A 26100-nucleotide genomic window follows, 5' to 3' on the forward strand; every position below is an offset into this window, starting at 1 on the left:
GCGCTTGCCGGAGCCCCCAGCACTATCCGCCAGCAGCTCTTCCGGCTGCGCAAGTCTCAGGGAGTCCGCGTCGATGTACGCGATCGTCAAGACCGGCGGCAAGCAGTACAAGGTTGCCGAGGGCGACGTGATCGAGGTTGAGAAGCTCGCGGGTCAGCCCGGCGACGCCCTGACCCTGGCCGCGGTCCTCCTCGTCGACGGTGACAACCTGGTGACCGATGCGGCCAAGCTTGCCAGCGTGACGGTGTCCGGCGAGATTGCCGAGCACACCAAGGGACCGAAGATTCGGATCCACAAGTTCAAGAACAAGACCGGGTACCACAAGCGCCAGGGGCACCGCCAGCCGCTGACTCGCGTCAAGGTCACCGGCATCAAGAGCGGGAAGTAGGCGCAGCTATGGCTCATAAAAAGGGTGCATCCAGCTCGCGTAACGGCCGTGACTCCGCCGCCCAGCGCCTCGGCGTGAAGCGGTTCGGTGGTCAGCTGGTCAGCGCCGGCGAGATCCTGATCCGTCAGCGGGGCACGAAGTTCCACCCGGGCGACCTGGTCGGCCGTGGTGGCGACGACACGCTCTTCGCTCTGGCCAACGGCAACGTGCTCTTCGGCACGAAGCGTGGCCGCAAGACCGTCAGCATCGTGCCGGTCGCGGAGTAGTTTTTCTTACAGCGGGCCGTGGACCCTCGGGTCCGCGGCCCGCTGTTGTTTTTCCAAACCGGTAAGAGGAGTGCTGAAGTGACCACGTTCGTCGACCGGGTCGTGCTGCATCTGCAGGCGGGTGACGGTGGGCACGGATGTGCCTCCGTGCACCGGGAGAAGTTCAAGCCGCTCGGCGGCCCCGACGGCGGTAACGGCGGGCACGGCGGCAGCATCAAGCTGGTCGTCGACCCGCAGCAGCACACCCTGCTGGACTTCCACTTCCACCCGCACATCAAGGCGAGCAACGGCGGCGGTGGCGCCGGGGCGAACCGCGACGGCGCGACCGGCAAGGACCTGATCCTCAAGGTGCCGAACGGCACGGTCGTGCTGTCGGAGTCCGGTGAGGTGCTGGCCGACATGGTCGGTAGCGGCACCGAGTTCGAGGTGGCCCGCGGTGGCCGCGGCGGCCGGGGCAACGCCTCCCTGGCGAACAACCGGCGCAAGGTGCCGGGCTTCGCCGAGCTGGGCGAGCCGGGTGACGCTTTCGACGTGGTCCTCGAGCTGAAGAGCGTCGCCGACGTCGGCCTGGTCGGCTTCCCGTCGGCCGGCAAGTCCTCGCTGATCTCGGTGATGTCCGCGGCCAAGCCGAAGATCGCCGACTACCCGTTCACCACCCTGGTGCCGAACCTGGGCGTGGTGCAGGCCGGCGAGGAGACGTTCACCATCGCCGACGTGCCCGGCCTGATCCCGGGCGCGGCCACCGGCAAGGGCCTCGGTATGCAGTTCCTGCGGCACATCGAGCGCACCTCGGTGCTGGTGCACGTGCTCGACGCCGCGGCGCCGGAGATCGAGCGTGACCCGCTCGCCGACCTGGACGCGATCGAGGCGGAGCTCGCGGCGTACGGCGGTCTGGAGGACCGTCCGCGTCTCGTGGTGCTCAACAAGATCGACATCCCGGACGGCCGGGACCTCGCCGAGATGGTCCGTCCCGATCTGGAGGCCCGTGGCTACCAGGTCTTCGAGATCAGCGCGGTGACCCGCGAGGGTCTCCGCGAGTTCACCTTCGCCCTGTCGAAGCTGGTCGCCGAGAACCGGGCGGCCAAGCCGGTCGAGGAGCCCACCCGCATCGTGCTGCGCCCGCGCGCGGTCGACGACGCCGGCTTCACGATCGAGCAGGACGAGGACGGCGTGTTCGTGATCCGCGGCACCCAGGTCGAGCGCTGGGTGCGGCAGACGAACTTCGACAACGACGAGGCCGTCGGTTACCTGGCCGACCGGCTGGACCGGCTCGGCGTCGAGGCGATGCTGGGCAAGAAGGGCGCCCAGGCCGGCGACCCGGTCCGGATCGGCAGCCGCGAGTTCGACTGGCATCCGAACGCCGGGGAGTACGTCTCCGGTCCCCGCGGCACCGACTCCCGCCTGGAGGAGCTCGACACCCGGCCGAGCGCGGCGCAGCGTCTCGCAGCCCGTAAGGCCCGGCGGGTCCGCTCCGAGGACGAGATCCAGCACATGGCGGCCGACGGCACGGTCAGCAGCGTCAAGAACTCGCAGGTTCCGGTGCTGGTCACCGACGAGGACGACGACGACGCGATCGACAAGGGCGACACCGACGAATAGGGCATAGGCCAGGTCTCGGCAACCCGCTGGCAAGGGTGGTCACCTAGAGTCACCCCCGTGCTGATCGAAACCCGTCCCGCCCTGGACCCCGAACTGGCCGCCCTGGTCACCGCTCAACAGCGGGAACTGACGGATGCCGGCGCCCGGGCGGGGGAGCGGATATTCGAGCCACGCGACGACATCGAGTACCTGGTCGGCGTCGTGAACGGCCGGGCGGTGGCCTGCGGCGGCTGGCGGGCCGGTGAGCCCGAGGTCGCCGAGATCACCCGGATGTACGTGCGCCCGGCACACCGCGGCCGAGGGCTCGGCCGGCAGATGATCGTCGCCCTCGAGGAGGAGGCGCTCGCCGCCGGCCGGCTGGTGATCCGGCTGGAGACCGCGGCCCATCTGCTCGCGGTGATCGCCCTCTACCAGTCGTCCGGCTATGCGCGGATCCCCGCTTACGGGGACCCGCGCAATATCTGCTTCGAGAAGCGGCTGCCCGCCCTAGTTCAGTAGTCCGATGGCGGCACGCGTACGCCGTACCGTCGCGGTTGCGGTGGGACGCACCTGCGCGGCGCCCGCCGCCAAGATCTCCCGGACGTGGGCCGGGTCTTTCACCAGCTCGGCGTGGCGCGCGCGAATCGGCGCGAGCAGCGCCTCGACCGCGTCGGTGACCTCCCGTTTGAGAGCGCCGTAGGAGACCGGATCGGCCGGTTCCCGCCCGGTGCAGGCGGCCAGAATGTTGAGCAGATTGGTCACGCCGGGCTGCTCGGGATGGCGGCGGACCCGCGCGAACTCGTCGGTGACGGCCCGGGCGACGGTCCGCCGGATCACGTCCGGCGGGTCCAGCAGGCCGATCCGCCCGGCGCCCGCCGCGGTGCTCTTGCCCATCTTGGTGGCCGGGTCGGCGAGATCCATGACCCGGGCCGCCGCGTCCGGGCGGACCCCGCCGGGCAGCCGGAACGTCTCGCCGTACCGCGCGTTGAACCGGGTCGCGATGGTCCGGGTCAGCTCCAGGTGCTGGTTCTGGTCCTCGCCGACCGGAACCTGGTCGATGTCGTAGAGCAGGATGTCGGCGGCCATCAGCACCGGATAGGTGAGCAGGCTGAGTCGGACCGGGCCGCCGCCCGCCGACTTCTCCTTGAACTGGATCATCCGGGAGGCCTCGCCGAAACCGGTCACGCACTCCAGCAGATAGTGCAGTTCGGTGTGCTCGGACACGTGCGACTGCAGGATGATCGGCGTGCGCGCGGGGTCGACGCCGGCGGCCAGCAGAACCGTCGCCTGCTCCATCGCGAGCGCGCGGATCTCGGCCGGATCGTGATCCATCGTCATCGCGTGCAGATCCGCGATCATCGCGATCGACACGGTGTCGTTCTGGGCTGCGATCAGCGGACGCAGAGCGCCCAGCAGGTTGCCGAGATGCAGGTGGCCGGTGGGCTTGAAACCGGTCAGCCGCCGGGTGGTTGCCATGAGATCTCCTTGCGGGGGTACGGGTGACCACACGCCCGGGAGATCGCGGTGAGACACGCAGCGGCCGCCCGGACGGGCGGCCGCGGTGAGAATCGCGCGTATGGGTGTGCCGCCCCGGTCAGGGCAGCCACCAGCTGTGGTTGATCACGCGCATGCCCCAAGGTTAACAGGGTCTTTTCCCAGCAGGCAGAATGCTTTTCATGCCGACCCTGACCCGCGCCGAGGCCGCAGAACGGGCGTCCCTCGTCGACGTCGAGACCTACCACGTCGACCTGGACGTCACCGCTGACGGCGACACGTTCCGATCCCGGGCGGTGGTCCGTTTCCGGGCCCGGCCCGGCGCAGCGACGTTTCTGGAGTTCGAGCCGGTCGAGGCGTCCTCGCTGCGCCTGAACGGCGCGCCGGTGGACCCGTCCGCGATCCGCGACGGCCGCCTGCACCTGGACGGGCTGGCGGAGAGCAACGAGCTGGTCGTCGACGCGCTGATGCGGTACTCCATCGACGGCGAGGGCCTGCACCGCTACATCGACCCGGCGGACGGCAACGTCTACCTCTACCAGCACCTGTTCATCAACAACGGCGGCCGGGTGCTGCCCTGCTTCGACCAGCCCGACCTGAAGGCGTCCTGGCAGGTGAGCGTCACCGCGCCGGCGGAGTGGACGGTCGCGACGAACGGCATGCTGGTGTCCCGCGACGGCGGTCGCTGGGAGTTCGCGCCGACCAAGCGCATCTCCACGTACCTGGCCTCCTTGATCGCCGGGAAATACCACGTGCGCACCGACGAGCACGACGGCATCCCGCTGGCGCTCTACGCCCGGGCCGCCCTCGCCGAGCACCTGGACGCCGAGGCCGCCGAGATCTTCGAGATCACCAAGCAGTGCCTGGACCGGTTCCACGAGATGTTCGAGATCCGCTACCCGTTCGGGCACTACCAGCAGGCGTTCGCGCCGGAGTTCAACTTCGGCGCGATGGAGTACCCCGGCCTGGTGGTCTTCCGGGACGAGATGATCCCGCGCTCGGTGGTCACCGAGAGCGAGCGGGAGCACCGGGCCAACGTGATCGCCCACGAGATGGCACACCAGTGGTTCGGCGACCTGGTGACGATGGCCTGGTGGGACGACCTCTGGCTGAACGAGTCGTTCGCCGAGTACCTGGGGACCCGTGTCGCGTCCGAGGCCACCCGTTACTCCGGTACCTGGACCACGTTCGCGATGCACCGCAAGGCGTGGGGGCTGCGCGCCGACCAGCGGCCGTCCACCCACCCGGTCGCGCCGGACGAGGTGACCGACACCGACGCGGCGCTGCTGAACTTCGACGGCATCTCGTACGCCAAGGGCGCGGCAGTCCTCAAGCAGCTGGTCGCCTGGCTCGGCGACGAGGCGTTCCTGGCCGGGCTGAACGCGCACTTCGCGGCGCACGCTTACGGCAACGCCACCCTCGCCGACCTGCTCGGATCGCTCTCCAAGGCGAGCGGGCGGGACCTGTCCGGCTGGGCCGACGTGTGGCTGCGCCGGGCCCAGGTCAACACGCTGCGCGCCGAGGTGCGCCGGGACGGTGCGAACTACGCCGAGGTGGCGGTGGTGCAGACCGCGCCGGCCGGGTTCCCCACGCTGCGGCCGCACCGGGTCGGCATCGGCCTGTTCGACCAGGTGGCGGGTGGCGCCGTGGTGCGCCGGCGACTGATCGAGGTGGAGCTGGAGGCGTCCGGGCGTACCGTGATCGCCGAACTCGCCGGTGAGCCCGCCGCGGACCTGCTGCTGCTCAACGACGGGGACCTGACCTACGCCAAGATCCGGCTGGACGAGGAGTCGGCGGCCGCCGTGCCGCTGCTGCTGCCGCTGCTGGACGACTCGCTTGCCCGGGCCGTGATCTGGGCCGCCGTCCTGGACGCCGTGGTGGACGGCGAGCGCCCGGTCGCCGAACTGGTCACGCTGGTCCTCGCCGCGCTGCCGACGGAGACCGAGGTGGTGATCATCGAGGACGTCCTGCGGGCCACCCGGGGACTCGTCGACAGGTACGCCACCGGCCAGGCCCGCCCGGCCGCGCTCGAACTCCTCGCCCAGGCCGCCGACCGGCTGCTCCGGGTCTCTCCGGCGGGCAGCTCGAACCAGCTGGCCGCGGCCCGTGGCCTGATCGGCGCGACCACCGAGGTGGCCCTGCTGCGCGGCTGGCTGGACGGCGAGAACGTCCCGGACGGGCTCACCGTCGACGCCGACCTGCGCTGGCTCATCCAGTACCGGCTCGCGGTGCTCGGCGCGGCCGGCGCCGCAGCGATCGACGCCGAACTGGCCGCCGACCGCAGCGCCAGCGGTGAGCAGTGGGCCGCCCGCTGCCGGGCCGCGCTGCCGGACGCCGCCGCGAAGGAGGCCGCCTGGACCGCGGTGGTCGCCGACGGCTCGCTCTCCAACCGGCTCGCCGAGCTCACCGCGGCCGGCTTCTGGCAGCCCGAGCAGCTCGACGTGCTCGCCGGGTACGCGGAGCGCTATTTCGCGGAGATGCCGGAGATGGTGCGGGTGCGCAAGGGCATGAGCGCCGAGAAGACGGCGATGGCCGCGTACCCGGACGTCGCCGTCTCGGAACGGACCCGGCAGCTCGCCGCCGGGCTTCTCGCGAGGGCGGATCTGAACCCGATTCTGCGTCGCGTCGTGCAGGACGCCGACGACGACATGCGGCGGGCGCTGGCCGCCCGAGGTTGATCGGATTCTCCCGTTCCCACCCCCGTGACCTCGTAACCTGTGCTTACGGGGGTGGGTGCGTGGAGTGGTCCGAGGAACTGGCCGGTGGGCTGTTGCAGGCCGCGCCCGACGCGATTCTGGTGATCGATGGCGATCGGATCGTGCTCGTCAACGACCGCGCCGAGCAGGTGTACGGCTGGCCCCGCTCCGAGCTCGTCGGCCGGTCCGTCGACGTGCTCATGACCGACGCGTCCCGGGCGCTCCGCGCCGAGCGGCGACAGGTCATGACGGAGAGCCCGCCCGGTTCGATCGGCACGATCAGGACGACCGCCTGCCGCAAGGACGGCACCGAGTTCCCGGTCGAGTCCTCCACCACGCTCGTCGAGACCCCGCAGGGCCGGCTCGCGGTGGCGGTGGTCCGCGACATCACCGAGCGGCTCGGCGCCGAGGAGGAGAGGGCTCGGCTGCGTGCCGAGGCACAGGCCCACCGCAGCCAGCGGCTGGAGAGCCTGGGACAGCTCGCCGGCGGCATCGCCCACGACTTCAACAACATGCTCGGGGTGATCCTCAACTACGCGAACTTCGTGATCGAGGAGGCGGAGTCGGCCGAACCGGACGTCTCGATGATCGCCGCCGACGCGAAGCAGGTGGTGAAGGCCGGGCAGCGCGGCACCGACCTCACCCATCAGCTGCTCGCCTTCGCCCGGCGCGAGGTGGTCCGCCCGCAGGCGCTTGACCTGAACGCGCTGGTCGGCGGGGTGCGGGAGCTGCTCTGCCGGACCCTCGGCGACCATGTGCGGCTGATCCTCCGGCTGGAGCCGGGCCTGCCGTCGGTGACCTGCGACCCGGCCCAGATGGAACAGATGCTCGTCCACCTCGCGCTGAACGCGCGGGACGCGATGCCGTCCGGCGGCAACCTGGTGATCGACACCGGCCGCCAGGACGACCAGGTGCGGCTCCGGGTCGCCGACACCGGCCGGGGCATGGACGCGGGGGTGCTGGACCGGGCGTTCGAGCCGTTCTACACCACGAAGGGCAGCGCCGAGGGGGCCGGACTCGGGCTGGCCACCGTCTACGGCATCGTCACCCAGGCGGGCGGCGAGGTCGCCATCACCAGTGAGCTGGGATTCGGCACCACGGTGACGGTGCTGCTGCCGGCCGGCGCCGAACCGGCTCCGGAGCAGCTCACCGGCGACCAGCCGGTGACCGAGGGCCACGGCGAGACGCTGCTGGTCGTCGAGGACGAGGACGCGCTCCGCGACGTGGCCGGCCGGATCCTCAGCGGCGCCGGGTACCGGGTGCTCTCCGCGGAGGGCGGGCGTCAGGCGCTCGACCTGGCGGCCCGGCACGACGGCGAGATCGACCTGCTGGTGAGCGACGTGGTGATGCCGGGGATGCTGGGCAAAGAGCTGGCGGAGCGGCTGATGGTGGTGCGGCCGAGCACGCGGGTGCTCTACATGTCCGGTTATGCCCAGCCGGTGCTGGCGTCCGAGGGGACTCTGGATCCCGGCGTGGCCCTGCTGGAGAAGCCCTTCACCGCGAACGACCTGCTGACCGCGGTCAGAAAGCGCCTCGACGGCTGACCCATCCGGCCACCCCGCCCGCCACCCCCTGATCGGAATAAAAGCTATCTTTTCCAGATGTCCGGACGGCGCATTGGCATCATGGGTGGCACCTTCGACCCGATCCACCACGGCCACCTGGTCGCGGCCAGCGAGGTGCAGGCGCGCTTCGACCTCGATGAGGTCATGTTCGTGCCGACCGGTCAGCCGTACGAGAAGGGGAAGGTCTCACCCGCCGAGGACCGTTACCTGATGACGGTGATCGCCACCGCTTCCAACCCGCGGTTCCACGTGAGCCGCGCCGACATGGACCGGGACGGCCCCACCTACACCGTCGACACGCTGCGGGACATGCGCACCCTGTACGGCCAGTCCGCTGAGCTCTACTTCATCACCGGCGCCGACGCCCTCTCCCGGATCATGTTGTGGAAGGACGCGCTCACCATGCTGGAGCTGGCGCACTTCATCGGCGTGACCCGGCCCGGGTTCGAGCTCTCCGGAGCCGGTCTGCCGGAGGACAGCGTGACGCTGGTGGAGGTGCCGGCCATGGCCATCTCGTCGAGCGACTGCCGCAAGCGGGTGGCCGACGGCTCCCCGGTCTGGTACCTGGTCCCGGATGGTGTCGTGCAGTACATCAACAAGCGAGGGCTCTATCGGGACTCGGGGAATTCGGGCGCGATGTGAGACGCTTGACGTCCTGACATACCTCGACCGAGGGGATTCTTTTGCCCGTCAACGAACGCGCTCTTGAACTCGCGATGGCAGCCGCTCAGGCCGCCTCCGACAAGAAGGCGCAGGACATCTCCGTCATCGACGTCGGCGACCACCTCTACATCACCGACGCGTTCGTGATCGCCTCGGCGTCGAACGAGCGTCAGGTCGTCGCGGTGGTGGACGCCATCGAGGAAGCGCTCGTCAACCTGCCGGAGAAGGCGAAGCCGGTGCGGCGTGAGGGCGAGCGCCAGGGCCGCTGGGTGCTGCTGGACTACGTCGACATCGTGGTCCACGTGCAGCACACCGAGGAGCGCGAGTTCTACGCCCTGGACAAGCTCTGGAAGGACTGCCCGACGATTCCGTTCGTCGACCGCGACATGGTCGACGCGGGAGCACCCGGAACCGAGGCGTGACCACCCGGGTCATCGTCTGGCGGCACGGCAACACCGACTGGAACGCCGGTGGGCGTGTCCAGGGGCAGACCGACGTGCCGCTCAACGACCTCGGGCGGCGGCAGGCCGCCGAGGCGGCGACGCTGCTGGCGGCCCTGCAGCCGGATGCGATCGTCGCCAGCGACCTGCGCCGGGCCGCGGACACGGCCGCCGCTCTCGCGGCGGTCACCGGGCAGACGGTCAGTCACGACCAGCGGCTCCGGGAGCGGTTCTTCGGCGCCTGGCAGGGCCTGACCACCGCCGAGGTGGCCGCCCAGCGGCCGGAGGAGTTCGCCCGGTGGCGAGCCGGCGAGGACGTGGTCGGCGGCGACGTGGAAACCCTCGACGACCTGGGCAAGCGCGTCGCCGACGGGCTGCAGGACGCGGCCCGGCTGGCACCCGGGGGCCTGGTCGTGGCGGCCACCCACGGCGCGGCGGCCCGGCAGGGGATCGGTCACCTGCTCGGCTGGCCCATCCAGCAGGTCCGCACGCTGCGCGCCCTGCAGAACTGCCACTGGGTGGAGCTGACCTCGGACGACGATCGGGGCTGGCAACTCTCGGCGTACAACGTGGGCGCCTTCTCGGACCGGCCGGTGCCGCCTCCCGTCTGAGGGAACCCCGGCCGCTCCGGTAACGTCTGAGCACCATGGTGATTCGTCGAAGCGTCATCCCCGTCGCGCTGCTCCTGGCGCTCTCCGCCGGCTGCGCGAACAACACCGGCACCGAGCCCGGCGCCCCCGCGCCGGCCCCCTCATCGGCCGCGATCGAAGAGTCGGCCGCCACCTCGGCCCCCTCCGAGGACTCCTCCGCCCCGGGCAAGCCCGCCGGCGGCACGACCACTCTGACCGGCACGATCACCGAGGGCGTCGAGCCCGGCTGCCTGCTGCTCGACGGCCATCTGTTGATCTTCAACGATGCCGCTCAGAAGCAGTCCGTGAAAGCCGGTGACCAGATCACCGTGACCGGCACGCCGGCCAAGGACATGATGACCACCTGTCAGCAGGGGGAACCGTTCAAGGTCTCCTCCGTGGCCGGCAGCTGACCCCTGGCTTCATCAAGTACCTTGCCTGCATGACCATCGCGGTCGTCACCGACTCCACCGCGTACCTGCCGGCCGAGCTGAGCGGCACGTATGACCTGACCATCGTGCCGCTCACCGTCGTCATCAACGGCTGGGACGGTCTGGAGGGCCTGGAGATCTCGCCGGCCGAGGTCGCCCGGGCGCTGGGCACCCGCCGGGCGGCGGTCAGCACCTCCCGGCCCGCGCCCTCCCAGTTCGTCGCCGAGTACCGCCGTCTGCTCGACGCGGGCGCCGACGGCGTGGTCTCGGTGCACCTCTCCGGCAAACTCTCCGGCACCTACGAGGCGGCTCAGCTGGCCGCCGCCGAGGTCGGCCCGCAGGTGCGGGTGGTGGACAGCGGGACAGCCGCGATGGGGCTGGGCTTCCCCGCCCTGGCGGCGGCCTCGGCGGCCGCCAAAAATCAGGATCTCGAGACGGTACGCCGTGCGGCAGCCGACCATGCGTCCCGGGTGAGCACGTTCTTCTACGTGGACACGCTGGAGTTCCTGCGCCGCGGCGGCCGGATCGGGGCGGCGTCCGCGCTGGTCGGCACCGCCCTCTCGGTGAAACCGATCCTGCACGTGGCGGACGGCGCGATCGTGGTCCGCGACAAGGTCCGGACCGCCGGCCGGGCCCTCAGCCGGCTCGTGGACCTGGCCGTCGACGCGGCCGGCGACGGTGAGGCCGACATCGCGGTGCACCACCTCGGCACACCCGACCGGGCGAGCGCGCTCGTCGACGCGATAAGCATGCGGCTCGGTGACCGGCTGCGGGACTGCTACCTCACCGAGGTCGGCGCGGTCGTGGCGGCGCACACCGGCCCCGGTCTGGCCGGGGTGGTCATCCACCGTCGCGCGTGACCCCGCGCTGCGAGTGCTCGACCAGCAGTTTCTCGGCCCGGCGGACCAGCGGGTGCAGCGGGTGACCAGGCGGCGCGGCATAGGGGACGGTGCAGCCGTGATCGTCGCTCACGTACGCCATCGGGCTCAGCGCCCGCGCCGACTCCCGGAAGATCTGCTCGGCCTGGGCGAAGAGGCCCGGCAGGTGCGCGCTGCCGTCCGCGGTCACCAGCAGCGTGCCGCGCTCCGGAGCGAACGCCACCGGAACCCCGCCGACCTGGTCGGCCAGCCGGCCCAGCCAGTTCTCCAGCAGCAGGTGCGAGGTCCAGTACGCGTTGCCGTCGTCGACGAACCGCACCACCACGGGACCTGATGCGACGCCGTGCAGGACGGCCCCGGGCAGATTCCGTCGCGCGGCGCCGAACACCAGGTCGGCTGAGACGCCCCAGATCGCCAGTTGAGCCGGAGACACGTACGTCATCGTCTCGGGATGATCGACCACGACGAACTCGGAGAGACACGGCAGAGCCGGCCTGCGCAGCAGGTCGTCCGGCGCCTCGCCGCGCAGAACCGGGCGCAGCAGCGGCCGCGCCGAGGCCCAGTCGGCCGGCAGGCCGGGGTTGCGCACCAGCCCCGCCACGAACGCGTCGAGTTGCCGCCGGCGGATCCGCCGGTCCAGCAACGGCCCCAGCTGCAGAACCGACGGCTCGTCGTCGCCGGAAGCGGTGAAGCGGACGCTGAAGGAACGCGTCGAGTACCGCGCGTCCCGGACACCCGCGCGACGCAAGCAGCGGATCACCCGGCGTGCCAGCCGGGCCCGGGCGATCCTTCGTAGCAGGCCCACTTCCGTCTCCCGAATGGCCCTATCGCGCCGGCGCCGGCCGGACGATGATCGCGTAGGCGTCGAGATCATCGTCGCTGGTGACGGTGGCCGTCAATCCGTTCCCATCGGCGACCGCGCACGCGGTGGCCGCCTGCGCCTCGGTGATCTCGGAAAGCAGCAGGCCGGTGGGGCTGAGCCAGTCCCGGGCCCGCTCCGCCACCGCCCGGAAGACGGCCAGGCCGTCGTCGCCGCCGTCCAGGGCGGTGCGCGGCTCGTGGTCGCGGGCCTCGGCCGGCAGGAAGGGGATGTGCCGGGTAGCGACGTAGGGCACGTTGGCGATCAGGACGTCGACGCTGCCGCGCAGGTGCTCGGGAAGGGCGGCGTAGAGATCACCCTGGTGGACGTCGCCGCCCAGGTTGTCGCGGGCGCAGGCGACCGCCACCGGATCCAGGTCGGCGGCGTGCAGGGTGATGCCGTTCACTCGGGCTCGGACGGCCAGGCCCAGGGCGCCGGAGCCGCAGCACAGGTCGGCGACGACGCTGCCCTCCTTCGAGGCCGCTTCCTCCGCCGCGAGCCTGACCAGCAGCTCACTGCGCACGCGGGGGACGAAGACGCCCGGCCGCAGGCGCACCCGGACCCCGGCGAAGTCCGCGTAGCCGACGATCTGCTCCAGCGGCTCACCGGCGGCCCGGCGCTCGACCATGGCTGCCAGCATCGCGGCGTCCGCGGCCGCCTCGGCCAGCACGGCCGCCTCCTCCTCGGCGAAGACGCAGCCGGCGGCGCGCAGCCGGTGGACGGCATCCGATGTCGCTAGCACGTCTGGCCTCCTCCCGGAAGTTGTCCACAATGCCGCGTCGTCCACAGGGGCGTCGGCGGACGGGTCGCGAAGTTCCTAGTTTCGGGCCGTGCGAGAGGCGAAGAATAGCGGTGAAGTCGCCGGAGCGCGGCTCCGGGCCGTGCTGCGGCCGGTCCGGCCTGCCCCGCCACCGCGAGACGGGCCGCTGAGCTGGTCGGACATCATTCCGGGCTGGGCGGAGGAGGATCTTCCACCGCCCGAACGCCCTTTCGGGCGTTCGCCCGCCGGTGGCGAGCCGGTGGCGGGCGACGCAGGGCACGGCGCCGGCTCGCCGGGCTTTCCATCGGGTACGGCGTGGGCCGCTCCCTACCGACCGGACCGCGCCGTGGCTGACCCGCCGCCGGACCCGTGGGACGCGCCGATCTCCCGGCCGAGCGCCGAGCCGTCGTATCAGTGGGAGGAGGTGGAATCACCGCCGCCGCTGAGCGGGGCCGGGGCGTTCGACGGGGAGAAACGCTCCTGGCTGCATGCCTTCGACCCCGGCCGGCCCGGTGTGCGGGCGCTCGCCGCGGTTGCGGTGGTGGTCGTGCTGGTCGCGGCGTTCCTGGCCTGGCGCTCCCGGCCCCGCCTCGACCCGGTCGAGCTCCCCGTGCCACCGGCCGTCGAGTCGGTGCCGGCCAGCGGCGCGGCCGTCGAAGTGGTGGTCGCGGTCGGCGGCAGGGTGCGCCGGCCGGGACTCGTCCGGCTCCCGCCAGGCGCCCGCGTGGCCGACGCGCTCACCGCTGCCGGTGGCGCCGAGCCCGGCGTGGACGTCGCGGTGCTCAACCTGGCCCGGCGGGTCACCGACGGTGAGCTGATCATGGTGGGGGCGACGCCGCCGGTTCCCGTTCCGGGCCCGGGCGGGTCGGCCGGAGCGGTGCCCGGCGGGCTGGTCAACCTCAACACCGCCCAGATGAGTGACCTCGACGGCCTGCCCGGGGTCGGTCCGGTGCTGGCGCAGCGGATCCTCGACGCCCGTGATCAGCAGGGCGGGTTCAAGGCCGTGTCCGACCTGCGCAAGGTCGACGGGATCGGCGACGCCCGGTATGAGCAGCTCAAGGAACTGGTGACGGTCGGATGAGCGGGGCGGGCGGCGAACGGCGGCTGCCGGATCTGCGGCTGGCCGGGTTTGCGCTCGGCGTCTGGCTGTCGTCGCTGGGCGCGCTGCATCTGTCCGCACGGACGGGACTGCTGGTGGGCGGGGCCGGGCTGATCGTGGCGGGCGTCCTCCTGGCGGTCCGGCCGGGTGTGACCTGGCAGGTGGCTGTTCGGTGGATCCTCGTGACGGTGGCGCTCGGGGTGGGGTGCGGGGCTGTCGCCACGGCGGCGCGGCTCTCGGTGCGGGATGCGCCGGCCCTGGCCGCCCTCGTGCGCTCGGGTGAGCCCGTCGAGGCGGAACTCGTGGTCCGCGACGATCCGCGACTCCTGCCGGGAGGGGTGGGACCGCCCACCTATCTGGTCGCGGTGGAGATCCGTACCGTGAAAGGGGCTGAGGCCGCACCGATCCGCCTGGTCGCACGCGCGCTGGTTCTCGGCGCCGACCCGGGCTGGCGTGGCCTGCTGCCGGGCCAGCGGGTGAGCGCCGCCGGACGGCTCCTGCCACCCCGCCCCGGCGATCTGCGGGCCGCCGTCCTCTCCGCGCGCAAGCCGCCGCTGCTCCACGGACGGCCGTCCTGGGCCCAGCGCGCCGCCGGTGTGCTGCGGTCCGGTCTGCAACGCGCGTGCGAACCGTTGCCGGACGACTCCGGCGGGCTGCTCCCCGGGCTGGTCGTCGGCGACACCACCCGGCTCGACCCGGCGCTGGAGGAGGACTTCCGCGCCACCGGCATGACACATCTGACAGCCGTTTCCGGTACGAACGTGGCAATCGTCCTCTCAGTGGTGCTCTTCCTGGTGCGGCGCATCCGAGCCGGGCCATTCGTGTCGGCGGCGGTGTGCGCCGTCGCGCTGGCCGGATTCGTCATCCTGGCCCGGCCGTCCCCGAGCGTCATCCGTGCCGCGGCGATGGGCGCGATCGGTCTGCTCGCCCTCGCCAGCGGGCGCAGCCGGGCGGCCGTCCCCGCGCTCGCCGCTGCGGCCGCCGTGCTGCTCGTCGCCGACCCGGAACTCGCCGCCGACCCCGGGTTCGCCCTCTCCGTGCTCGCCACCGCCGGCCTGCTCCTGCTCGCCCCGGCCTGGCGGGACGGCCTGCGCGCCCGCGGCTGCCCGGCCGGTGTCGCCGAAGCTCTCGCGGTTCCTGCCGCCGCCCAGCTGGCCTGCGGTCCGGTGGTTGCCGCGCTCTCCGGGACGATCAGCCTGGTCTCGGTCCCGGCCAACCTGGTCGCGGTGCCGGCGATCGCTCCGGCCACCCTGCTCGGCGTCGGTGCCGCGGTGCTCTCGCCGCTCTGGCCGGACGGTGCCGGGTTCCTCGCCTGGCTCGGACACTGGCCGACCGCGTGGCTGGTCGTCGTCGCGCACACCGGCGCCCGCATCCCGGCCGGCGCGGTGCCCTGGCCGGGCGGCGCCACCGGTGGGCTGCTCCTCGCGGCGATCACCGTGGCGTTCCTGGTCGCGGCCCGCCGGGCGGTGATCCGGCGGCTCGCCACCATCGTCGCCCTGGGAGCGATGCTCGGCGCCCTGCCGGTACGCCTGCTCGCCTCCGGATGGCCGCCACCGCACTGGCTGGTCGTCGCGTGCGCGGTCGGCCAGGGCGACGCCGTCGTGCTGCCTGCCGGCGCCGGCCGGGCCGTGGTCGTCGACGCCGGGCCGGAACCCGATCCGGTCGACCGGTGCCTGCGCCGGCTCGGGGTGCGTGAGGTCGCGCTGCTCGCGGTCAGCCACTTCCACGCCGATCACATCGGCGGTGTCAGCGGTGTGTTCCGGGGTCGCCGGGTCACCGCCGTGATCGGCCCGGACTGGCCGGAACCGGCAGCCGGCCGCAACGCCGTCGAAGCAGCGGCCGGCGAGGCCGGGATCGCCCTGCGCACCGCCGGGCCCAGCTGGACCTGGACCCTCGGTGACCTGCGTCTTGACGCGCTCGGGCCGGGCGATCCGATGCGCGGCACCAACTCCGATCCGAACAACAACTCGCTGATCCTGCGGGCGGTCGTCGCGGGGCGCAGCGTGCTGCTGCTCGGTGACGCCGAGACCGAGCAGCAGGACGATCTGTTCCACCGGGTCGGCGCGGCCGGGCTGCGGGCGGACGTCATGAAGGTGGCGCATCACGGGAGCGCCCTGCAGTCGCCGGAACTGCTGGACGTGGTGGATCCGGCGGTGGCGCTGGTGTCGGTGGGGCGGGACAACGATTACGGGCATCCGAACGGGCCGGTGCTGCATCGGCTGGAGCTCGGCGGGGCGCGGATCCTGCGCACCGACGAGATGGGCGACGTGGCAGCGGTGGCCGCGCCGGGCGGACTGGCGGTGGTGGCCCGAGGTGATCCGCCGGCGCGCTGACCTGCCCCCTGAGCCCTTCCTGCGTGCGGGGCGCCTGACGCGCGGCGCTCCCCGGCGCCTGACGCCCGGCGCTCCCCGGCGCCGGCGCCCATCTGCCGGACGACACGCCCGGATCCGGGACTGGCTTCTTGGACATCGCGGATGATAACGCTCAATAACGGACGAAACGCCCTGCGAAAGGCGTTCGCCGATTCGACCTGGGCAGCCGACTCTACGGCCGCCCAGGCATCATCGCCCACCGATATGTCGGGTTTCGCATTCGGTGATCGGCGTCCATGCGCGAAGGAGTGAGGCGTGCTGACTTGTCGGTGGCGCGTGCGACGATGTTGAGCGTGAACTCCGCGCCACCCGCCTCTTTGCTGCTCATCCTCGGTGATGAGGAGCTTCTCGCCGCCCGTGCCATAGCCGCGGCGGTCGAGGCCGCCCGAGCCGCCGACCCCGGTGCCGACGTCCGTGAATATGAGGCGGGCGCGCTGACCGCCGGCGAGGTCGCCGAGATGCTGAGCCCGTCGCTCTTCGGCGGGCGGCGGGTGTTGGTTATCAAAAGCGGACAGGATGCGCGCAAAGACCTGACGACGGCCCTTGTGGGGTACGCGAAGAACCCCGACCCCGACGTGACACTGATCGTGGCTCACGTGGGCGGCGCCAAGGGCAAGGCCTTCGCGGACGGTCTGCGCGCCGCGGGGGCCGAGATCGTCCCGGCGGCGAAGCTGAAGGGCGACCGGGAGCGGATCGCGTTCGTGCGGGACGAGTTCCGGCGTAACGGCGCCCGCTGTGACGAGGCAGCCGCGTCCGCGCTGCTGGCCGCGGTCGGCAACGACCTGCGGGAGATCGCGGCCGCCTGTTCGCAGCTGCTCTCGGACACCGACGGCAAGATCACCGAGGCGGTGGTGGCGCGCTACTACAAGGGGCGTGCCGAGGTCAGCGGCTTCACCGTCGCCGACGCCGCGATGGTCGGTGACCTGCCCGGCGCGCTCGAGGCGTTGCGCTGGGCGCTGCACGTCGGCGTCGACCCGGTGCCGATCGCGGACGCTCTGGCCGACGGGGTGCGGACCGTGGCGCGGGTGGCTTCGGCGGGGCGCGGTAACGCGTACCAGTTGGCAAGCTCACTCGGCATGCCGGCCTGGAAGATCCAGCGGGCGCAGGAGCGCAGCCGCGGCTGGACGCCGGATGGGCTGATCGACGCGATGCGTGCCGCCGCCGAGTGCAACGCGGCGGTCAAGGGTGGCGCGGAGGATCGTGGTTACGCGCTTGAGCAGGCGGTCTTCGCGGTGGCGGCGGCCCGGCGGAACGGTGGTGCTCGGTGACCAGGACGGTTCGATCGCGGCGTGCCGAGGTCTACCACCAGCCGCTGTACGCGCGGTTGCTCGGGCTTCGCCACCTCGCCCCGAGCAGCCTGCTCTGCTTCGTCTTCCTCGAGGGCGCCGTGGTGCTCGGCATCCTTCTCGCCCTGGCCGAGCTGGTCAGCTGGTGGGGGGTGCTGGTGCTGCCGTTCACCGTCGCGCTGATGGTCAAGTTCAACGACCTGATCGCCGGGACGCTCACCCAGCCGCCGGTCGCCACCGAGACGACGACGGCCCGCGCCTCGGTGCTGCGCCCGGCGTTGATGGCGGACACGCACGGCGCGGGTCAGATGTCCGGGTCCGCGCCGGAGGTCGAGCAGCGGATGACCGGGCCGGGCCTGGGTTTCCCGCCGGCGGGTTCGTCGCAGGCGGGCGCGGTGTTCGGCTTCCCTGGGACCGAGCAGGCCGGATTCGATCAGCCGGTGATGGAGCAGGCCGGTTTCGATCAGCGTGGGTTCGATCAGGGTGGGTTCGAGCAGCCGGCGTTCGAGTCGGCCGGGTTCGAGCAGGCCGGGTTTGAGCATGCGGGGTTCGAGCAGGCCGGCTTTGACCGGGCAGGGTTCGAGTCGTCCGTCTACGAGGAGTTCGGTTCCGAGCGGCCCGGGCTCCACGGTGCGGGCGCGAGGCAGATGCCGGGTGGCTACGGTTTCGCCGGCCCGAGCGCGGGTGACGGCTACACCGTTGGTCAGAGCGGTTTCGCCGGGGCGGGCAGCGGCTATGGCCCGGCGAACAACGGTTATGTCGCGACGGAGGACGGCCACGGTGCTGCCGACGGTGGCTACGGTCCTGCCAACGCGGGTCGGGGCTCGGCCGACAGCTTCCCGCCGGCGGTCATGCCTGCCGGGGTCGACTACGCGCATGCCGGTGACGATTCGGACCAGGCGGCAGCGCCCGCGCCCGGTGTCGTTCCGATGCGGCGGCAGTGGGGGGAGCAGTTGGACGTGCGGCAGCAGATGGCTCGGCATTCGGCGGCGCGCCGCTACGAGTGACGGCCGACGCCTGGCCGGTCGGAGTCGGACGGTTGGCCTGAGCGGTCGGGGTCCGGACGGTCGGCCATCGCGACAAAACGGGCGATTATTTGCGAAGCCCGGGCAGCCTTCACGGTGTGCCCGGGCTTATTGCTGCCTGCTACCCGCTGTGGATCGTGGAGATGTCGGGGTCGGGCTGGTGCTCAGTGTTCGCAAATCGGGCGCAGGGCAGCACTGACAGCCAGCCGGGCGAGGTGGGCTGGCGCGTAGTGCTGCTGCGAGGGCGCTTCGACGACACTGAGAGCCAGCCGGCCGGCTCTCGGGCAGGGCGACGCGAGCGGCTGGCGCGGCGATGCGAGCGGCGGGCGCGGCGGCGTGAGCACTCGGCTGGACATGCAGGGTCAGGGTTTGTGTTCGGAGGGTGACCATGCACCGGTCGCGAAAGGCGCCGGACGGCCTTGAGGGGCGCTGGGGTCGCGGGGGCGTGCCACGGGACCTATGTAGGGCGTACCAAGAAATGCACGAAGCCGGTCACCCGGGAAAGGGTGACCGGCTTCGTCAAGCTTGCCCACCGGAGGGTGGGCAGTTCACCGGTCGCGTCCGTGCGGCCGGTGAATGATCCGGAACGAGCAGATCAGGCGGAAAGCGAGGCGATCTTCTTAGCGATGGCCGACTTGCGGTTGGCCGCCTGGTTCTTGTGGATGACGCCCTTGCTGACAGCCTTGTCGAGCTGACGCGAGGCGTCACGCAGCAGAGCGGTAGCCGTCTCGACGTTGCCCGCGTCGCCCGCCTCGTGCAGCTTGCGGATCACGGTCTTCAGCGACGACTTGACCGACTTGTTGCGCAGACGGGCCTTCTCGTTCTGCCGGTTGCGCTTGATCTGGGACTTGATGTTCGCCACGCGACAGCCTTGTCCTGACTAGATTCGGAAAACGGTCTCACGCGGTGGTCACTGAAGCCGTCTGCCGGAGCAGGCTGCAACAGCGTGTCACCACACGCGAAAAACCAGATTACCAGCACGCCTGCGAGCCGCCAAAACGACTCCTGTCGAAGCGGAGGTCAAGGGGAGGTCAGCGGGCGGTCAGGGGGTGTCCCAGCCCTGCCGGGAGGCCAGCCATGCGAGCGCCTGATCGCCGCTGAAGCGCTGGTGCTGGCGGCTGTGCGGGGAGGCGCTGCTGGGGCCGTCGGAGGCGCGCACCAGCCAGTATCCGGCCAGCGCGGCGAGCGCGCCGTCGACGCCGCCGGGCGGTGGGTTCCAGGCGCTGATGTACGCGTCGGCGTCCAGCCCACTGGCATATGCGCTGATCAGGAGCGTGATCGCGTCGTACCAGGGCGCGCCGAGGCAGGGCCAGGTCCAGTCGCAGAGCCAGGCCGAGCCTGCGGCGTCGAGGAGCACGTTGTCGATCCGCAGGTCGCCATGGCAGACGCCGGAGCCGGCGGTCTTCGGTGGAAGGGCGCGTTCCAGGGCTGCCAGCTCACGCAGACGGTGCGGGGCGAGGGTGCCGTGCGCGGCCGAGGGCATCGGCTCGTGGCCGGATTCGATCAGTGACCACCACGACATCTCGTGCCGGAGGATCTCCGGAAGGGCGGGAAGACCGACATGCCGGATCCCGGCGGGCGGCTCGGCCAGCGCCCGGGCTGACGCGGACCAGGCAGCGAGCGCCGCGTCCAGGTCGGCCGGCTGCCACGGCAGCGCGGGGATCCGGCCGTCGATCGGCTCCAGCGCGAGGACGAACCATCCGGCCTCGGCGAGCGTCCAGAGCGGCCGGGCGGCCGGGACCTCGGCGGGCAGGGCGTGCGTGACGGCGGCCTCCCGGGCATACCACTCCGAGGTCGGCTCGCGCAGCGGTGCGGCCTTCACGAACGCGCTGGTCCCGGCCTCGGTGGTGAGCAGCGCGGCGAACGCCCTGGTGAATCCGCCGCCTGCGCTGCGCGCGGCGGACACCGGCGAGCCGAGGCGCCGGCTGATCGCTTCCCGCACGCGGCGGGGGAGGTCGGCCCAATCCGGACGTACGGACGTCGCGTCGTACGGGACGTCGGGCAGCGTGACCGGCCGGATCTCCATCTGTGGAATTGTCGTACCCGGCTGCGAGGATTCAGGCATGAGAACCGACGATTTCTGGGCGGTCATCGACCGTGCCACCGAGCAGCGCCCCGCCACCCCGGCCGAGGTCGCCGAGCGGGCCGTCGCCGACCTGGCCACCCGCGATCCGGAGGAGATCGTCGCCTGGGGCCGCCACCTCGACCGGGTCCTCGCCGCCTCCGGCACGGAGGATCTGTGGGCCGCGGCCTACCTGATCAACGGCGGGTGCACCGAGGAGGGCTTCGACAACTTCCGGGGCTGGCTGGTGGCGCACGGGCGCAAGGCCGTCGCCGCCTCGGTGAAATCACCCGACGTGCTGGCCGGCATGCCGGCGGTGCGGGCGGCGGCCGAGACCGGCGCGGTCTTCGAGGCCGAGGAGGTGCTGACGATCGCCGCGCGGGCCTATGAGAAGGCGACCGGCGAGCCGTTGCCCGATGCCGGTGAGCGGCCGCGTACCCGTCCGGAGGTCGCCGACCTGTGGGATTTCGACAACGAGGAGGAGATGCAGCGGCGGCTGCCGCGGCTCTCCGAGCTGTTCCTGGAGCCGCCGGACTGAGGGGTGGGAAATCGGGTCGAGCGGGCCGGTGCCGGTTGACGAGACTCGGGGCATGAGTGCGCAACGAGGGACGGTCGCCGCTGTCAGCCGTAACGACGCCTACACGTTCACCAAGCCGAACCGGGACGAGATCGTCCTGGTCGCCGGCTTCGGGGTGGAGGGTGACATCCACGCCGGGGTCAACGTCCGGCACCGCAGCCGGGTCCGGGTCGATCCGACGCAGCCGAACCTGCGGCAGGTCCACCTGATCCAGGGTGAGTTGTTCGACGAGGTGGCCGGAAAGGGCTACGAGGTGCCCGCCGGCGGCCTCGGGGAGAACGTGACGACGAGCGGGCTCGACCTGCTCGGGCTGCCGCGGGGGACGGTGCTGCGGTTCGGTGAGGCCGGTCTTGCCGGGCCGGGAGCGACTGGGGCGGGAGCGACTGGGGCGGGAGCGACCGGGGCGGGAGCGACCGGGCCGGGAGCGCATCCGGTCGCGCCGGTTCTGGAGGCGGCCGCAGCGGCGACGCTGGACGGGCCGACCGCGCGGGCCGCCGAGGCGGTGGCGGCCGCGGTGGAGCGGGACCAGACGATCACCGACGAGCGGCCGGCGATCGTGCTGGCCGGGCTGCGCAATCCGTGTCAGCAGATCAACGGGTTCCGGTCCGGGCTGCTCAAGGAGGTGCTCGGGCAGGACGAGCGGGGCAACGTGGTGCGCAAGGCCGGGGTGATGGCGGTGGTGCTGCGGGGCGGGCCGGTCCGGCCGGGCGACGTGGTCACGGTGGAACTGCCGCCGGGGCCGCACGGTGCCCTGGAGCGGGTGTGATCGGAGCGGCCCTCACGGACGTGGGACGATAGGGAGCGTCGGCTGTATCGCCGGCGCCACCCGGACCGCGCGAGCGAGCACGAGCCGGGTGCACAGCCCGGACCGTGCGTGCAGCGCGAGCCGGGTGACAAGCCCGGACCGTGCGTGCAGCGCGAGCCGGGTGACCAGCCCGGACCGCGTGACTGAGCGTGGGCCGGGCGATCCGCCCAGACCGCGACACCAAGCTCGAGAAGAACGGAAGACCGTGCCTGGACCGCTCGACCCCGGCGTGAACGTGATCGGATCGACCGATCCCGGCCGCATCCGCAACTTCTGCATCATCGCCCACATCGACCACGGCAAGTCGACGCTGGCCGACCGGATGCTGCAGATCACCGGGGTGGTCGACCCGCGTCAGATGCGCGCTCAGTACCTCGACCGGATGGACATCGAGCGCGAGCGCGGCATCACCATCAAGTCGCAGGCCGTGCGCATGCCCTGGACCGTCCGGGAGGGCGACAGGCAGGGCGACACCGCCGTCCTCAACATGATCGACACCCCGGGGCACGTCGACTTCACCTACGAGGTGTCCCGCAGCCTGGCCGCCTGTGAGGGCGCCGTGCTGCTGGTCGACGCCGCGCAGGGCATCGAGGCGCAGACCCTGGCGAACCTGTACCTGGCGATGGAGAACGACCTCCACATCATCCCGGTGCTCAACAAGATCGACCTGCCGGCGGCGCAGCCGGAGAAGTACGCCGAGGAGCTCGCCAAGCTGATCGGCTGCGAGCCCACCGACGTGCTGCGCGTCTCCGGCAAGACCGGCGTCGGCGTGGACCACCTGCTCGACGAGATCGTCCGGCAGTTCAAGCCGCCGGTCGGTGACCCGGACGGCCCGGCCCGCGCGATGATCTTCGACTCGGTCTACGACGTCTACCGGGGCGTGGTCACCTACGTCCGGGTGATCGACGGCCGGATCGAGGCCCGGGACCGGATCAAGATGATGTCCACCGGCGCCGTGCACGAGCTGCTGGAGCTGGGCGTCGCGTCTCCCGAGATGGAGAAGGCGGGCGCGCTCGGCGTCGGCGAGGTCGGCTACCTGATCACCGGCGTGAAGGACGTCCGCCAGTCGCGGGTCGGTGACACGGTGACCGGCAACTCGCGGCCGGCCAAGGAGGCTCTCGGCGGCTACAAGGATCCGAAGCCGATGGTCTACTCGGGCCTCTACCCGATCGACGGCTCGGACTACCCGGCGCTGCGTGACGCGCTGGACAAGCTGAAGCTCAACGACGCGGCTCTCACCTACGAGCCGGAGACCTCGGCGGCGCTCGGCTTCGGCTTCCGCGTCGGTTACCTGGGCCTGCTGCACCTGGAGATCATCGGAGAGCGGCTGGAGCGGGAGTTCGGCCTCGACCTGATCTCGACCGCGCCGAACGTGGTCTACCAGGTGATGACCGAGGACGGGAACGTCATGACCGTGACGAACCCGAGCGAGTTCCCGGCCGGCAAGATCGCCGAGATCCACGAGCCGGTGGTGCGTGCCACGATCCTGGTGCCGAACGAGTACGTCGGCGCCGTCATGGAGCTGTGCCAGAGCCGCCGCGGCAACCTGCTGGGCATGGAGTACCTGTCCACCGAACGGGTGGAACTGCGGTACACCCTGCCCCTCGCCGAGATCATCTTTGACTTCTTCGACCAGTTGAAGAGCAAGACCAAGGGGTACGCGTCGCTGGACTACGAGCCCTCCGGGGAGCAGGTGGCCGATCTCGTGAAGGTCGACATCCTGCTGCACGGTGAGCCGGTGGACGCGTTCAGCGCGATCGTGCACAAGGACAAGGCCTACTCGTACGGCACGAGCATCGCCGCCAAGCTGCAGAAACTGATTCCGAGGCAGCAGTTCGAGGTGCCGATCCAGGCCGCCATCGGCAGCCGGATCATCGCCCGCGAGACGATCCGCGCGATCCGCAAGGACGTGCTGGCGAAGTGCTACGGCGGTGACATCAGCCGTAAGCGCAAGCTGCTCGAGAAGCAGAAGGAAGGCAAGAAGCGGATGAAGATGGTCGGCCGGGTGGAGGTTCCGCAGGAAGCCTTCATCGCCGCGCTGTCCACCTCGGAGTCCGGTGACACCAAGGGGACAACAAAAAAATAGGGCGGTTTGATTTCTCGGGGGGTCGGGAACTCTGGGGCTCGACGGACGCAACACAGAGTTTTACCCCCCCCGAGGAGGATTCCCATGGAGTTCACGCTCACCGGCATCATCGTTGCCCTCATCGTCGGCCTGGTCATCGGTGCCCTCGGCCGGCTCGTGGTTCCGGGCAAGCAGAACATCCCGCTGTGGCTGACGATGGTTGTCGGTGTGGTCGCCGCCCTGCTCGGCACGGTCATCGCCCGTGCCGCCGGTGTCGCTGACACGGCCGGCTTCGACTGGATCGAGTTCTTCTTCCAGGTGGTTCTGGCCGCCATCGGTGTGGCTCTGGTCGCCGGTGTCGGTGGCCGTCGCCGCCTGACCCGGTAATCATCGGGAAAGCACCACAGGAACACACAGGCTTGAATGCCGGACCCAACCCCCGGGGTCCGGCATTCGGCCGTTCCACAGCGTTTTCAATATCGGAATTTGTGCTGGGCGCTGCGCCGATTCACCCAGGCCGGAAGATCGCCGACGTGATCGGAATGCGGCATCTGTTCGAATGGGTCGTGCCGGTCGGTGATGTCCCGCATGGTCACGACGAGTCCCTGGACGAGCCGGTCGTCGCGCAGATCCCGGTAGGTCATCTCGACGAACGCCTGAGTCTCGTCCGATCGGCGCAGGGCACAGCACACGCTGCCGTCGCCGTGGGAGCGCAGTCTCGCCCGTACCATCTCGCGGTCGTCCGGATGGACCAGCTCGTCGAGGGCGGTGAGCGGCGGGAGATCGTCGCCGCCGAGCAGGTCGCGCAGAGCCGGGCTGGCATAGCGGATCCGATGGTCGGAGTCGACCACCGCCATGATCTCGGCGGTGTTGCGGATGACGGCGCGCAGGTAGAGGTCGCTGTCCCGGCGGCCGATCGCAGCGACCAGGGTGATCCGGTCCAGGGCGAGAGCGGCCTCGCCGGCGAGCACCTCGAGCGTGTCCCGGCAGGCGACGAGCGCCTCCTTGCGGCCGGTCAGGATGAGCGCGCCGCCGCTCGGCCGGGCCACCGCGAGCGGTTCCAGCCGCAACGGGCAGACCAGCACGCACTCGTCCGGCTCGGCGGCCGCGGCGAACCAGCTGCGGGAACCGGCGCCGGTGGGCGCGGGCGGCACGCACTCGGCGGCGAGCCGGCCGTCGTCGGTGGCGAGCACCACCCGGCTCACCGAGCCGGGCGGCACCAGCCCGGTGATCGCGGCCCGAACGGCGGCGTCCACGGCCGGCGGGTCGGCCGCCGCGACCAGGGCGGTGTTCGCGGTACGCAGTCCGCGCTCCCGGCTCAGCGCGGCGCTGTGCTGACGGATCGCGTCGGCCAGCCGGGTGATGGTGAGCAGCAGCGTGATCGCGCCGGTCACGGCGATCACCACTCCGTCGCGCACCTCACCGGTGAGCGCCTCGATGAGCAGCACCGCCGGGGGAGTGGCGGCCGAGGCGGCGAGCAGCAGCGTCCAGTGGACCCGCCACGGGGTGAGCTCGGCCGGGCGCGGCTCGGTGAGCCGGACCATCGACGGATGCAGCGCGGAGAGTCCCCAGCCCAGGTAGAGCACGATGAACGCGGACTCGGCGGCTGCCGAGCCGCCGGTGAGCGGATAGCCGATGTCCCCGGCGAGCAGGCCGAGTGAGCCGGTGAGCAGCATGATCGCGGCGACGTTGCGGCGGTCGGCGACGACCAGCCGGACGGCGACGCCGACCAGGAGCAGGCCGCCGATCACGTCGGCGGCGCTGACCGCGCCGAGCTGCCCGGCCGACCCGATCACGAAGGCCCAGACCACCAGCAGCGTCGAGCAGGAGAACGCGAGCAGGTCGATCAGGCGGGCCCGGTTGGCCAGCACCGAGCCGTCCCGGGTGAACTGGAGCAGGCTCACCACGACGAGCGGGAACATCGCGAGGTAGGCCACCTCGGCGAGGTCCATCCGGTCGTAGGCGTACAGCACGTCGCCGACGCTGAGCGACGCGCAGGCGCCGGCGAGGAGGAACCAGGGCGCCCGCCGGACCGGACGGTGCCGCCGCACGCCGTAGAGGATCGCGGCGACGCTGCCTGCTCCCAGCAGGATCCACTCGATCGCCCTCAACACGCTCTACTTAGTACCAGGGCGGTTGCGGACTGTCCATGTCGATGTATA

24 protein-coding genes and 1 pseudogene are annotated in these 26100 nt (G+C 71.5%); 19 read left to right on the plus strand and 6 right to left on the minus strand.

Annotated features, from left to right (window positions below; all coding sequences use genetic code 11):
• Nucleotides 1–73 precede the first annotated feature (73 nt).
• The 4 genes from rplU (at nucleotide 74) to AMIS_RS05790 (ending at nucleotide 2751) form a co-directional block, all read left to right on the plus strand.
• The gene (gene rplU, locus AMIS_RS05775) at nucleotides 74–388 is read left to right on the plus strand and encodes a 50S ribosomal protein L21 (RefSeq protein ID WP_014441261.1); all 315 of its coding nucleotides are present in this window, start codon (nucleotides 74–76) and stop codon (nucleotides 386–388) included.
• Between the two features lie 8 nt (nucleotides 389–396).
• The gene (gene rpmA / locus AMIS_RS05780) at nucleotides 397–654 is read left to right on the plus strand and encodes a 50S ribosomal protein L27 (RefSeq protein WP_014441262.1); all 258 of its coding nucleotides are present in this window, start codon (nucleotides 397–399) and stop codon (nucleotides 652–654) included.
• Between the two features lie 78 nt (nucleotides 655–732).
• Nucleotides 733–2253, plus strand: a complete 1521-nt coding sequence (obgE, locus tag AMIS_RS05785) for a GTPase ObgE (protein WP_014441263.1) — start codon at nucleotides 733–735, stop codon at nucleotides 2251–2253.
• Nucleotides 2254–2310: 57 nt separating this feature from the next.
• Complete coding sequence (locus AMIS_RS05790) at nucleotides 2311–2751, plus strand: GNAT family N-acetyltransferase (protein ID WP_014441264.1); 441 nt, start codon at nucleotides 2311–2313, stop codon at nucleotides 2749–2751.
• Here the strand turns inward: AMIS_RS05790 and trpS are convergent.
• A complete protein-coding gene (gene trpS / locus AMIS_RS05795) occupies nucleotides 2740–3708 on the minus strand; it encodes a tryptophan--tRNA ligase (protein ID WP_014441265.1) in 969 nt (322 codons plus the stop codon). The genes AMIS_RS05790 and trpS overlap by 12 nt on opposite strands.
• 200 nt (nucleotides 3709–3908) lie before the next feature.
• On the opposite strand from trpS, the gene pepN reads away from it, so the two are divergent.
• The 7 genes from pepN to AMIS_RS05830 are packed head-to-tail and all read left to right on the plus strand — an operon-like array spanning nucleotide 3909 to nucleotide 11010.
• Nucleotides 3909–6404, plus strand: coding sequence for an aminopeptidase N (pepN, locus tag AMIS_RS05800; protein ID WP_041830547.1), 2496 nt, complete (start codon nucleotides 3909–3911; stop codon nucleotides 6402–6404).
• Between the two features lie 59 nt (nucleotides 6405–6463).
• Nucleotides 6464–7966, plus strand: coding sequence for an ATP-binding protein (locus AMIS_RS05805; RefSeq protein ID WP_014441267.1), 1503 nt, complete (start codon nucleotides 6464–6466; stop codon nucleotides 7964–7966).
• A gap of 57 nt (nucleotides 7967–8023) precedes the next feature.
• Nucleotides 8024–8629 carry a nicotinate-nucleotide adenylyltransferase gene (gene nadD / locus AMIS_RS05810; RefSeq protein WP_041829573.1) on the plus strand — a complete coding sequence of 202 codons (606 nt, stop codon included), beginning with the start codon at nucleotides 8024–8026 and terminating at the stop codon, nucleotides 8627–8629.
• A gap of 41 nt (nucleotides 8630–8670) precedes the next feature.
• On the plus strand, nucleotides 8671–9072 hold the full coding sequence (rsfS, locus tag AMIS_RS05815; RefSeq protein ID WP_041829574.1) for a ribosome silencing factor: 402 nt from the start codon (nucleotides 8671–8673) through the stop codon (nucleotides 9070–9072).
• Entirely contained in the window at nucleotides 9069–9701 is a 633-nt protein-coding gene (locus tag AMIS_RS05820) for a histidine phosphatase family protein (protein WP_014441270.1), read from the plus strand. Before rsfS ends, AMIS_RS05820 begins: the two co-directional genes overlap by 4 nt.
• Nucleotides 9702–9736: 35 nt before the next feature.
• Nucleotides 9737–10132 (plus strand): hypothetical protein, encoded by a 396-nt coding sequence (locus AMIS_RS05825; protein ID WP_014441271.1) that lies wholly within the window; start codon nucleotides 9737–9739, stop codon nucleotides 10130–10132.
• A 29-nt stretch (nucleotides 10133–10161) separates the two neighbouring features.
• Nucleotides 10162–11010 carry a DegV family protein gene (locus AMIS_RS05830; RefSeq protein ID WP_014441272.1) on the plus strand — a complete coding sequence of 283 codons (849 nt, stop codon included), beginning with the start codon at nucleotides 10162–10164 and terminating at the stop codon, nucleotides 11008–11010.
• Here AMIS_RS05830 and AMIS_RS05835 read toward each other — a convergent pair.
• Nucleotides 10991–11833 (minus strand): hypothetical protein, encoded by an 843-nt coding sequence (locus tag AMIS_RS05835; protein WP_014441273.1) that lies wholly within the window; start codon nucleotides 11831–11833, stop codon nucleotides 10991–10993. The two genes, AMIS_RS05830 and AMIS_RS05835, sit on opposite strands and share 20 nt — an antisense overlap.
• 19 nt (nucleotides 11834–11852) lie before the next feature.
• A complete protein-coding gene (locus AMIS_RS05840) occupies nucleotides 11853–12629 on the minus strand; it encodes a putative protein N(5)-glutamine methyltransferase (RefSeq protein ID WP_014441274.1) in 777 nt (258 codons plus the stop codon).
• A 364-nt stretch (nucleotides 12630–12993) separates the two neighbouring features.
• Between AMIS_RS05840 and AMIS_RS05845 the strand changes: the two genes are divergently transcribed.
• The 4 genes and pseudogenes from AMIS_RS05845 to AMIS_RS05860 form a co-directional block, all read left to right on the plus strand.
• On the plus strand, nucleotides 12994–13728 hold the full coding sequence (locus tag AMIS_RS05845; RefSeq protein ID WP_014441275.1) for a ComEA family DNA-binding protein: 735 nt from the start codon (nucleotides 12994–12996) through the stop codon (nucleotides 13726–13728).
• The gene (locus tag AMIS_RS05850) at nucleotides 13725–16079 is read left to right on the plus strand and encodes a ComEC/Rec2 family competence protein (protein WP_014441276.1); all 2355 of its coding nucleotides are present in this window, start codon (nucleotides 13725–13727) and stop codon (nucleotides 16077–16079) included. The genes AMIS_RS05845 and AMIS_RS05850 overlap by 4 nt, the downstream gene beginning before the upstream one ends.
• Nucleotides 16080–16402: 323 nt before the next feature.
• On the plus strand, nucleotides 16403–17386 hold the full coding sequence (gene holA, locus AMIS_RS05855; RefSeq protein ID WP_014441277.1) for a DNA polymerase III subunit delta: 984 nt from the start codon (nucleotides 16403–16405) through the stop codon (nucleotides 17384–17386).
• Nucleotides 17383–17628, plus strand: a pseudogene (locus tag AMIS_RS05860) (hypothetical protein); the annotation flags it as partial. The gene holA and the pseudogene AMIS_RS05860, both read left to right, overlap by 4 nt.
• Before the next feature lie 1396 nt (nucleotides 17629–19024).
• Here the strand turns inward: AMIS_RS05860 and rpsT are convergent.
• Together rpsT and AMIS_RS05870 are read right to left on the minus strand one after the other, a co-directional pair.
• Nucleotides 19025–19291 carry a 30S ribosomal protein S20 gene (gene rpsT / locus AMIS_RS05865; RefSeq protein WP_014441280.1) on the minus strand — a complete coding sequence of 89 codons (267 nt, stop codon included), beginning with the start codon at nucleotides 19289–19291 and terminating at the stop codon, nucleotides 19025–19027.
• Between the two features lie 180 nt (nucleotides 19292–19471).
• Entirely contained in the window at nucleotides 19472–20455 is a 984-nt protein-coding gene (locus AMIS_RS05870; protein WP_014441281.1) for a phosphotransferase family protein, read from the minus strand.
• A gap of 37 nt (nucleotides 20456–20492) precedes the next feature.
• On the opposite strand from AMIS_RS05870, the gene AMIS_RS05875 reads away from it, so the two are divergent.
• The 4 genes from AMIS_RS05875 (at nucleotide 20493) to AMIS_RS05890 (ending at nucleotide 24325) form a co-directional block, all read left to right on the plus strand.
• Complete coding sequence (locus AMIS_RS05875; RefSeq protein ID WP_014441282.1) at nucleotides 20493–21029, plus strand: DUF4240 domain-containing protein; 537 nt, start codon at nucleotides 20493–20495, stop codon at nucleotides 21027–21029.
• A 52-nt stretch (nucleotides 21030–21081) separates the two neighbouring features.
• Nucleotides 21082–21834 carry an MOSC domain-containing protein gene (locus AMIS_RS05880; protein WP_014441283.1) on the plus strand — a complete coding sequence of 251 codons (753 nt, stop codon included), beginning with the start codon at nucleotides 21082–21084 and terminating at the stop codon, nucleotides 21832–21834.
• Between the two features lie 244 nt (nucleotides 21835–22078).
• The gene (gene lepA, locus AMIS_RS05885) at nucleotides 22079–23959 is read left to right on the plus strand and encodes a translation elongation factor 4 (protein WP_014441284.1); all 1881 of its coding nucleotides are present in this window, start codon (nucleotides 22079–22081) and stop codon (nucleotides 23957–23959) included.
• 84 nt (nucleotides 23960–24043) lie between these two features.
• Nucleotides 24044–24325: a GlsB/YeaQ/YmgE family stress response membrane protein gene (locus tag AMIS_RS05890; protein ID WP_014441285.1), complete on the plus strand. Its 282-nt coding sequence runs from the start codon at nucleotides 24044–24046 to the stop codon at nucleotides 24323–24325.
• An 86-nt stretch (nucleotides 24326–24411) separates the two neighbouring features.
• Here the strand turns inward: AMIS_RS05890 and AMIS_RS05895 are convergent, their stop codons facing one another.
• Nucleotides 24412–26052: a PAS domain S-box protein gene (locus AMIS_RS05895; RefSeq protein ID WP_014441286.1), complete on the minus strand. Its 1641-nt coding sequence runs from the start codon at nucleotides 26050–26052 to the stop codon at nucleotides 24412–24414.
• Nucleotides 26053–26100: the final 48 nt, after the last annotated feature.

Source organism: Actinoplanes missouriensis 431 (genome assembly GCF_000284295.1).
In the GTDB taxonomy this organism is placed as follows: Bacteria; Actinomycetota; Actinomycetes; order Mycobacteriales; family Micromonosporaceae; genus Actinoplanes; species Actinoplanes missouriensis.

What these genes read in the sequence shown, in the direction of transcription:
- AMIS_RS05880 (WP_014441283.1), top strand. Translation starts at nt 21,082, where the DNA reads ATGAGTGCGCAACGAGGGACGGTCGCCGCTGTCAGCCGTAACGACGCC.
- AMIS_RS05875 (WP_014441282.1), top strand. Translation starts at nt 20,493, where the DNA reads ATGAGAACCGACGATTTCTGGGCGGTCATCGACCGTGCCACCGAGCAG.
- nadD (WP_041829573.1), top strand. Translation starts at nt 8,024, where the DNA reads ATGTCCGGACGGCGCATTGGCATCATGGGTGGCACCTTCGACCCGATC.
- rpmA (WP_014441262.1), top strand. Translation starts at nt 397, where the DNA reads ATGGCTCATAAAAAGGGTGCATCCAGCTCGCGTAACGGCCGTGACTCC.
- AMIS_RS05830 (WP_014441272.1), top strand. Translation starts at nt 10,162, where the DNA reads ATGACCATCGCGGTCGTCACCGACTCCACCGCGTACCTGCCGGCCGAG.
- rplU (WP_014441261.1), top strand. Translation starts at nt 74, where the DNA reads ATGTACGCGATCGTCAAGACCGGCGGCAAGCAGTACAAGGTTGCCGAG.
- trpS (WP_014441265.1), bottom strand. Translation starts at nt 3,708, where the DNA reads ATGGCAACCACCCGGCGGCTGACCGGTTTCAAGCCCACCGGCCACCTG.
- AMIS_RS05890 (WP_014441285.1), top strand. Translation starts at nt 24,044, where the DNA reads ATGGAGTTCACGCTCACCGGCATCATCGTTGCCCTCATCGTCGGCCTG.
- AMIS_RS05870 (WP_014441281.1), bottom strand. Translation starts at nt 20,455, where the DNA reads ATGGAGATCCGGCCGGTCACGCTGCCCGACGTCCCGTACGACGCGACG.
- pepN (WP_041830547.1), top strand. Translation starts at nt 3,909, where the DNA reads ATGCCGACCCTGACCCGCGCCGAGGCCGCAGAACGGGCGTCCCTCGTC.
- holA (WP_014441277.1), top strand. Translation starts at nt 16,403, where the DNA reads ATGTTGAGCGTGAACTCCGCGCCACCCGCCTCTTTGCTGCTCATCCTC.
- AMIS_RS05850 (WP_014441276.1), top strand. Translation starts at nt 13,725, where the DNA reads ATGAGCGGGGCGGGCGGCGAACGGCGGCTGCCGGATCTGCGGCTGGCC.
- AMIS_RS05825 (WP_014441271.1), top strand. Translation starts at nt 9,737, where the DNA reads ATGGTGATTCGTCGAAGCGTCATCCCCGTCGCGCTGCTCCTGGCGCTC.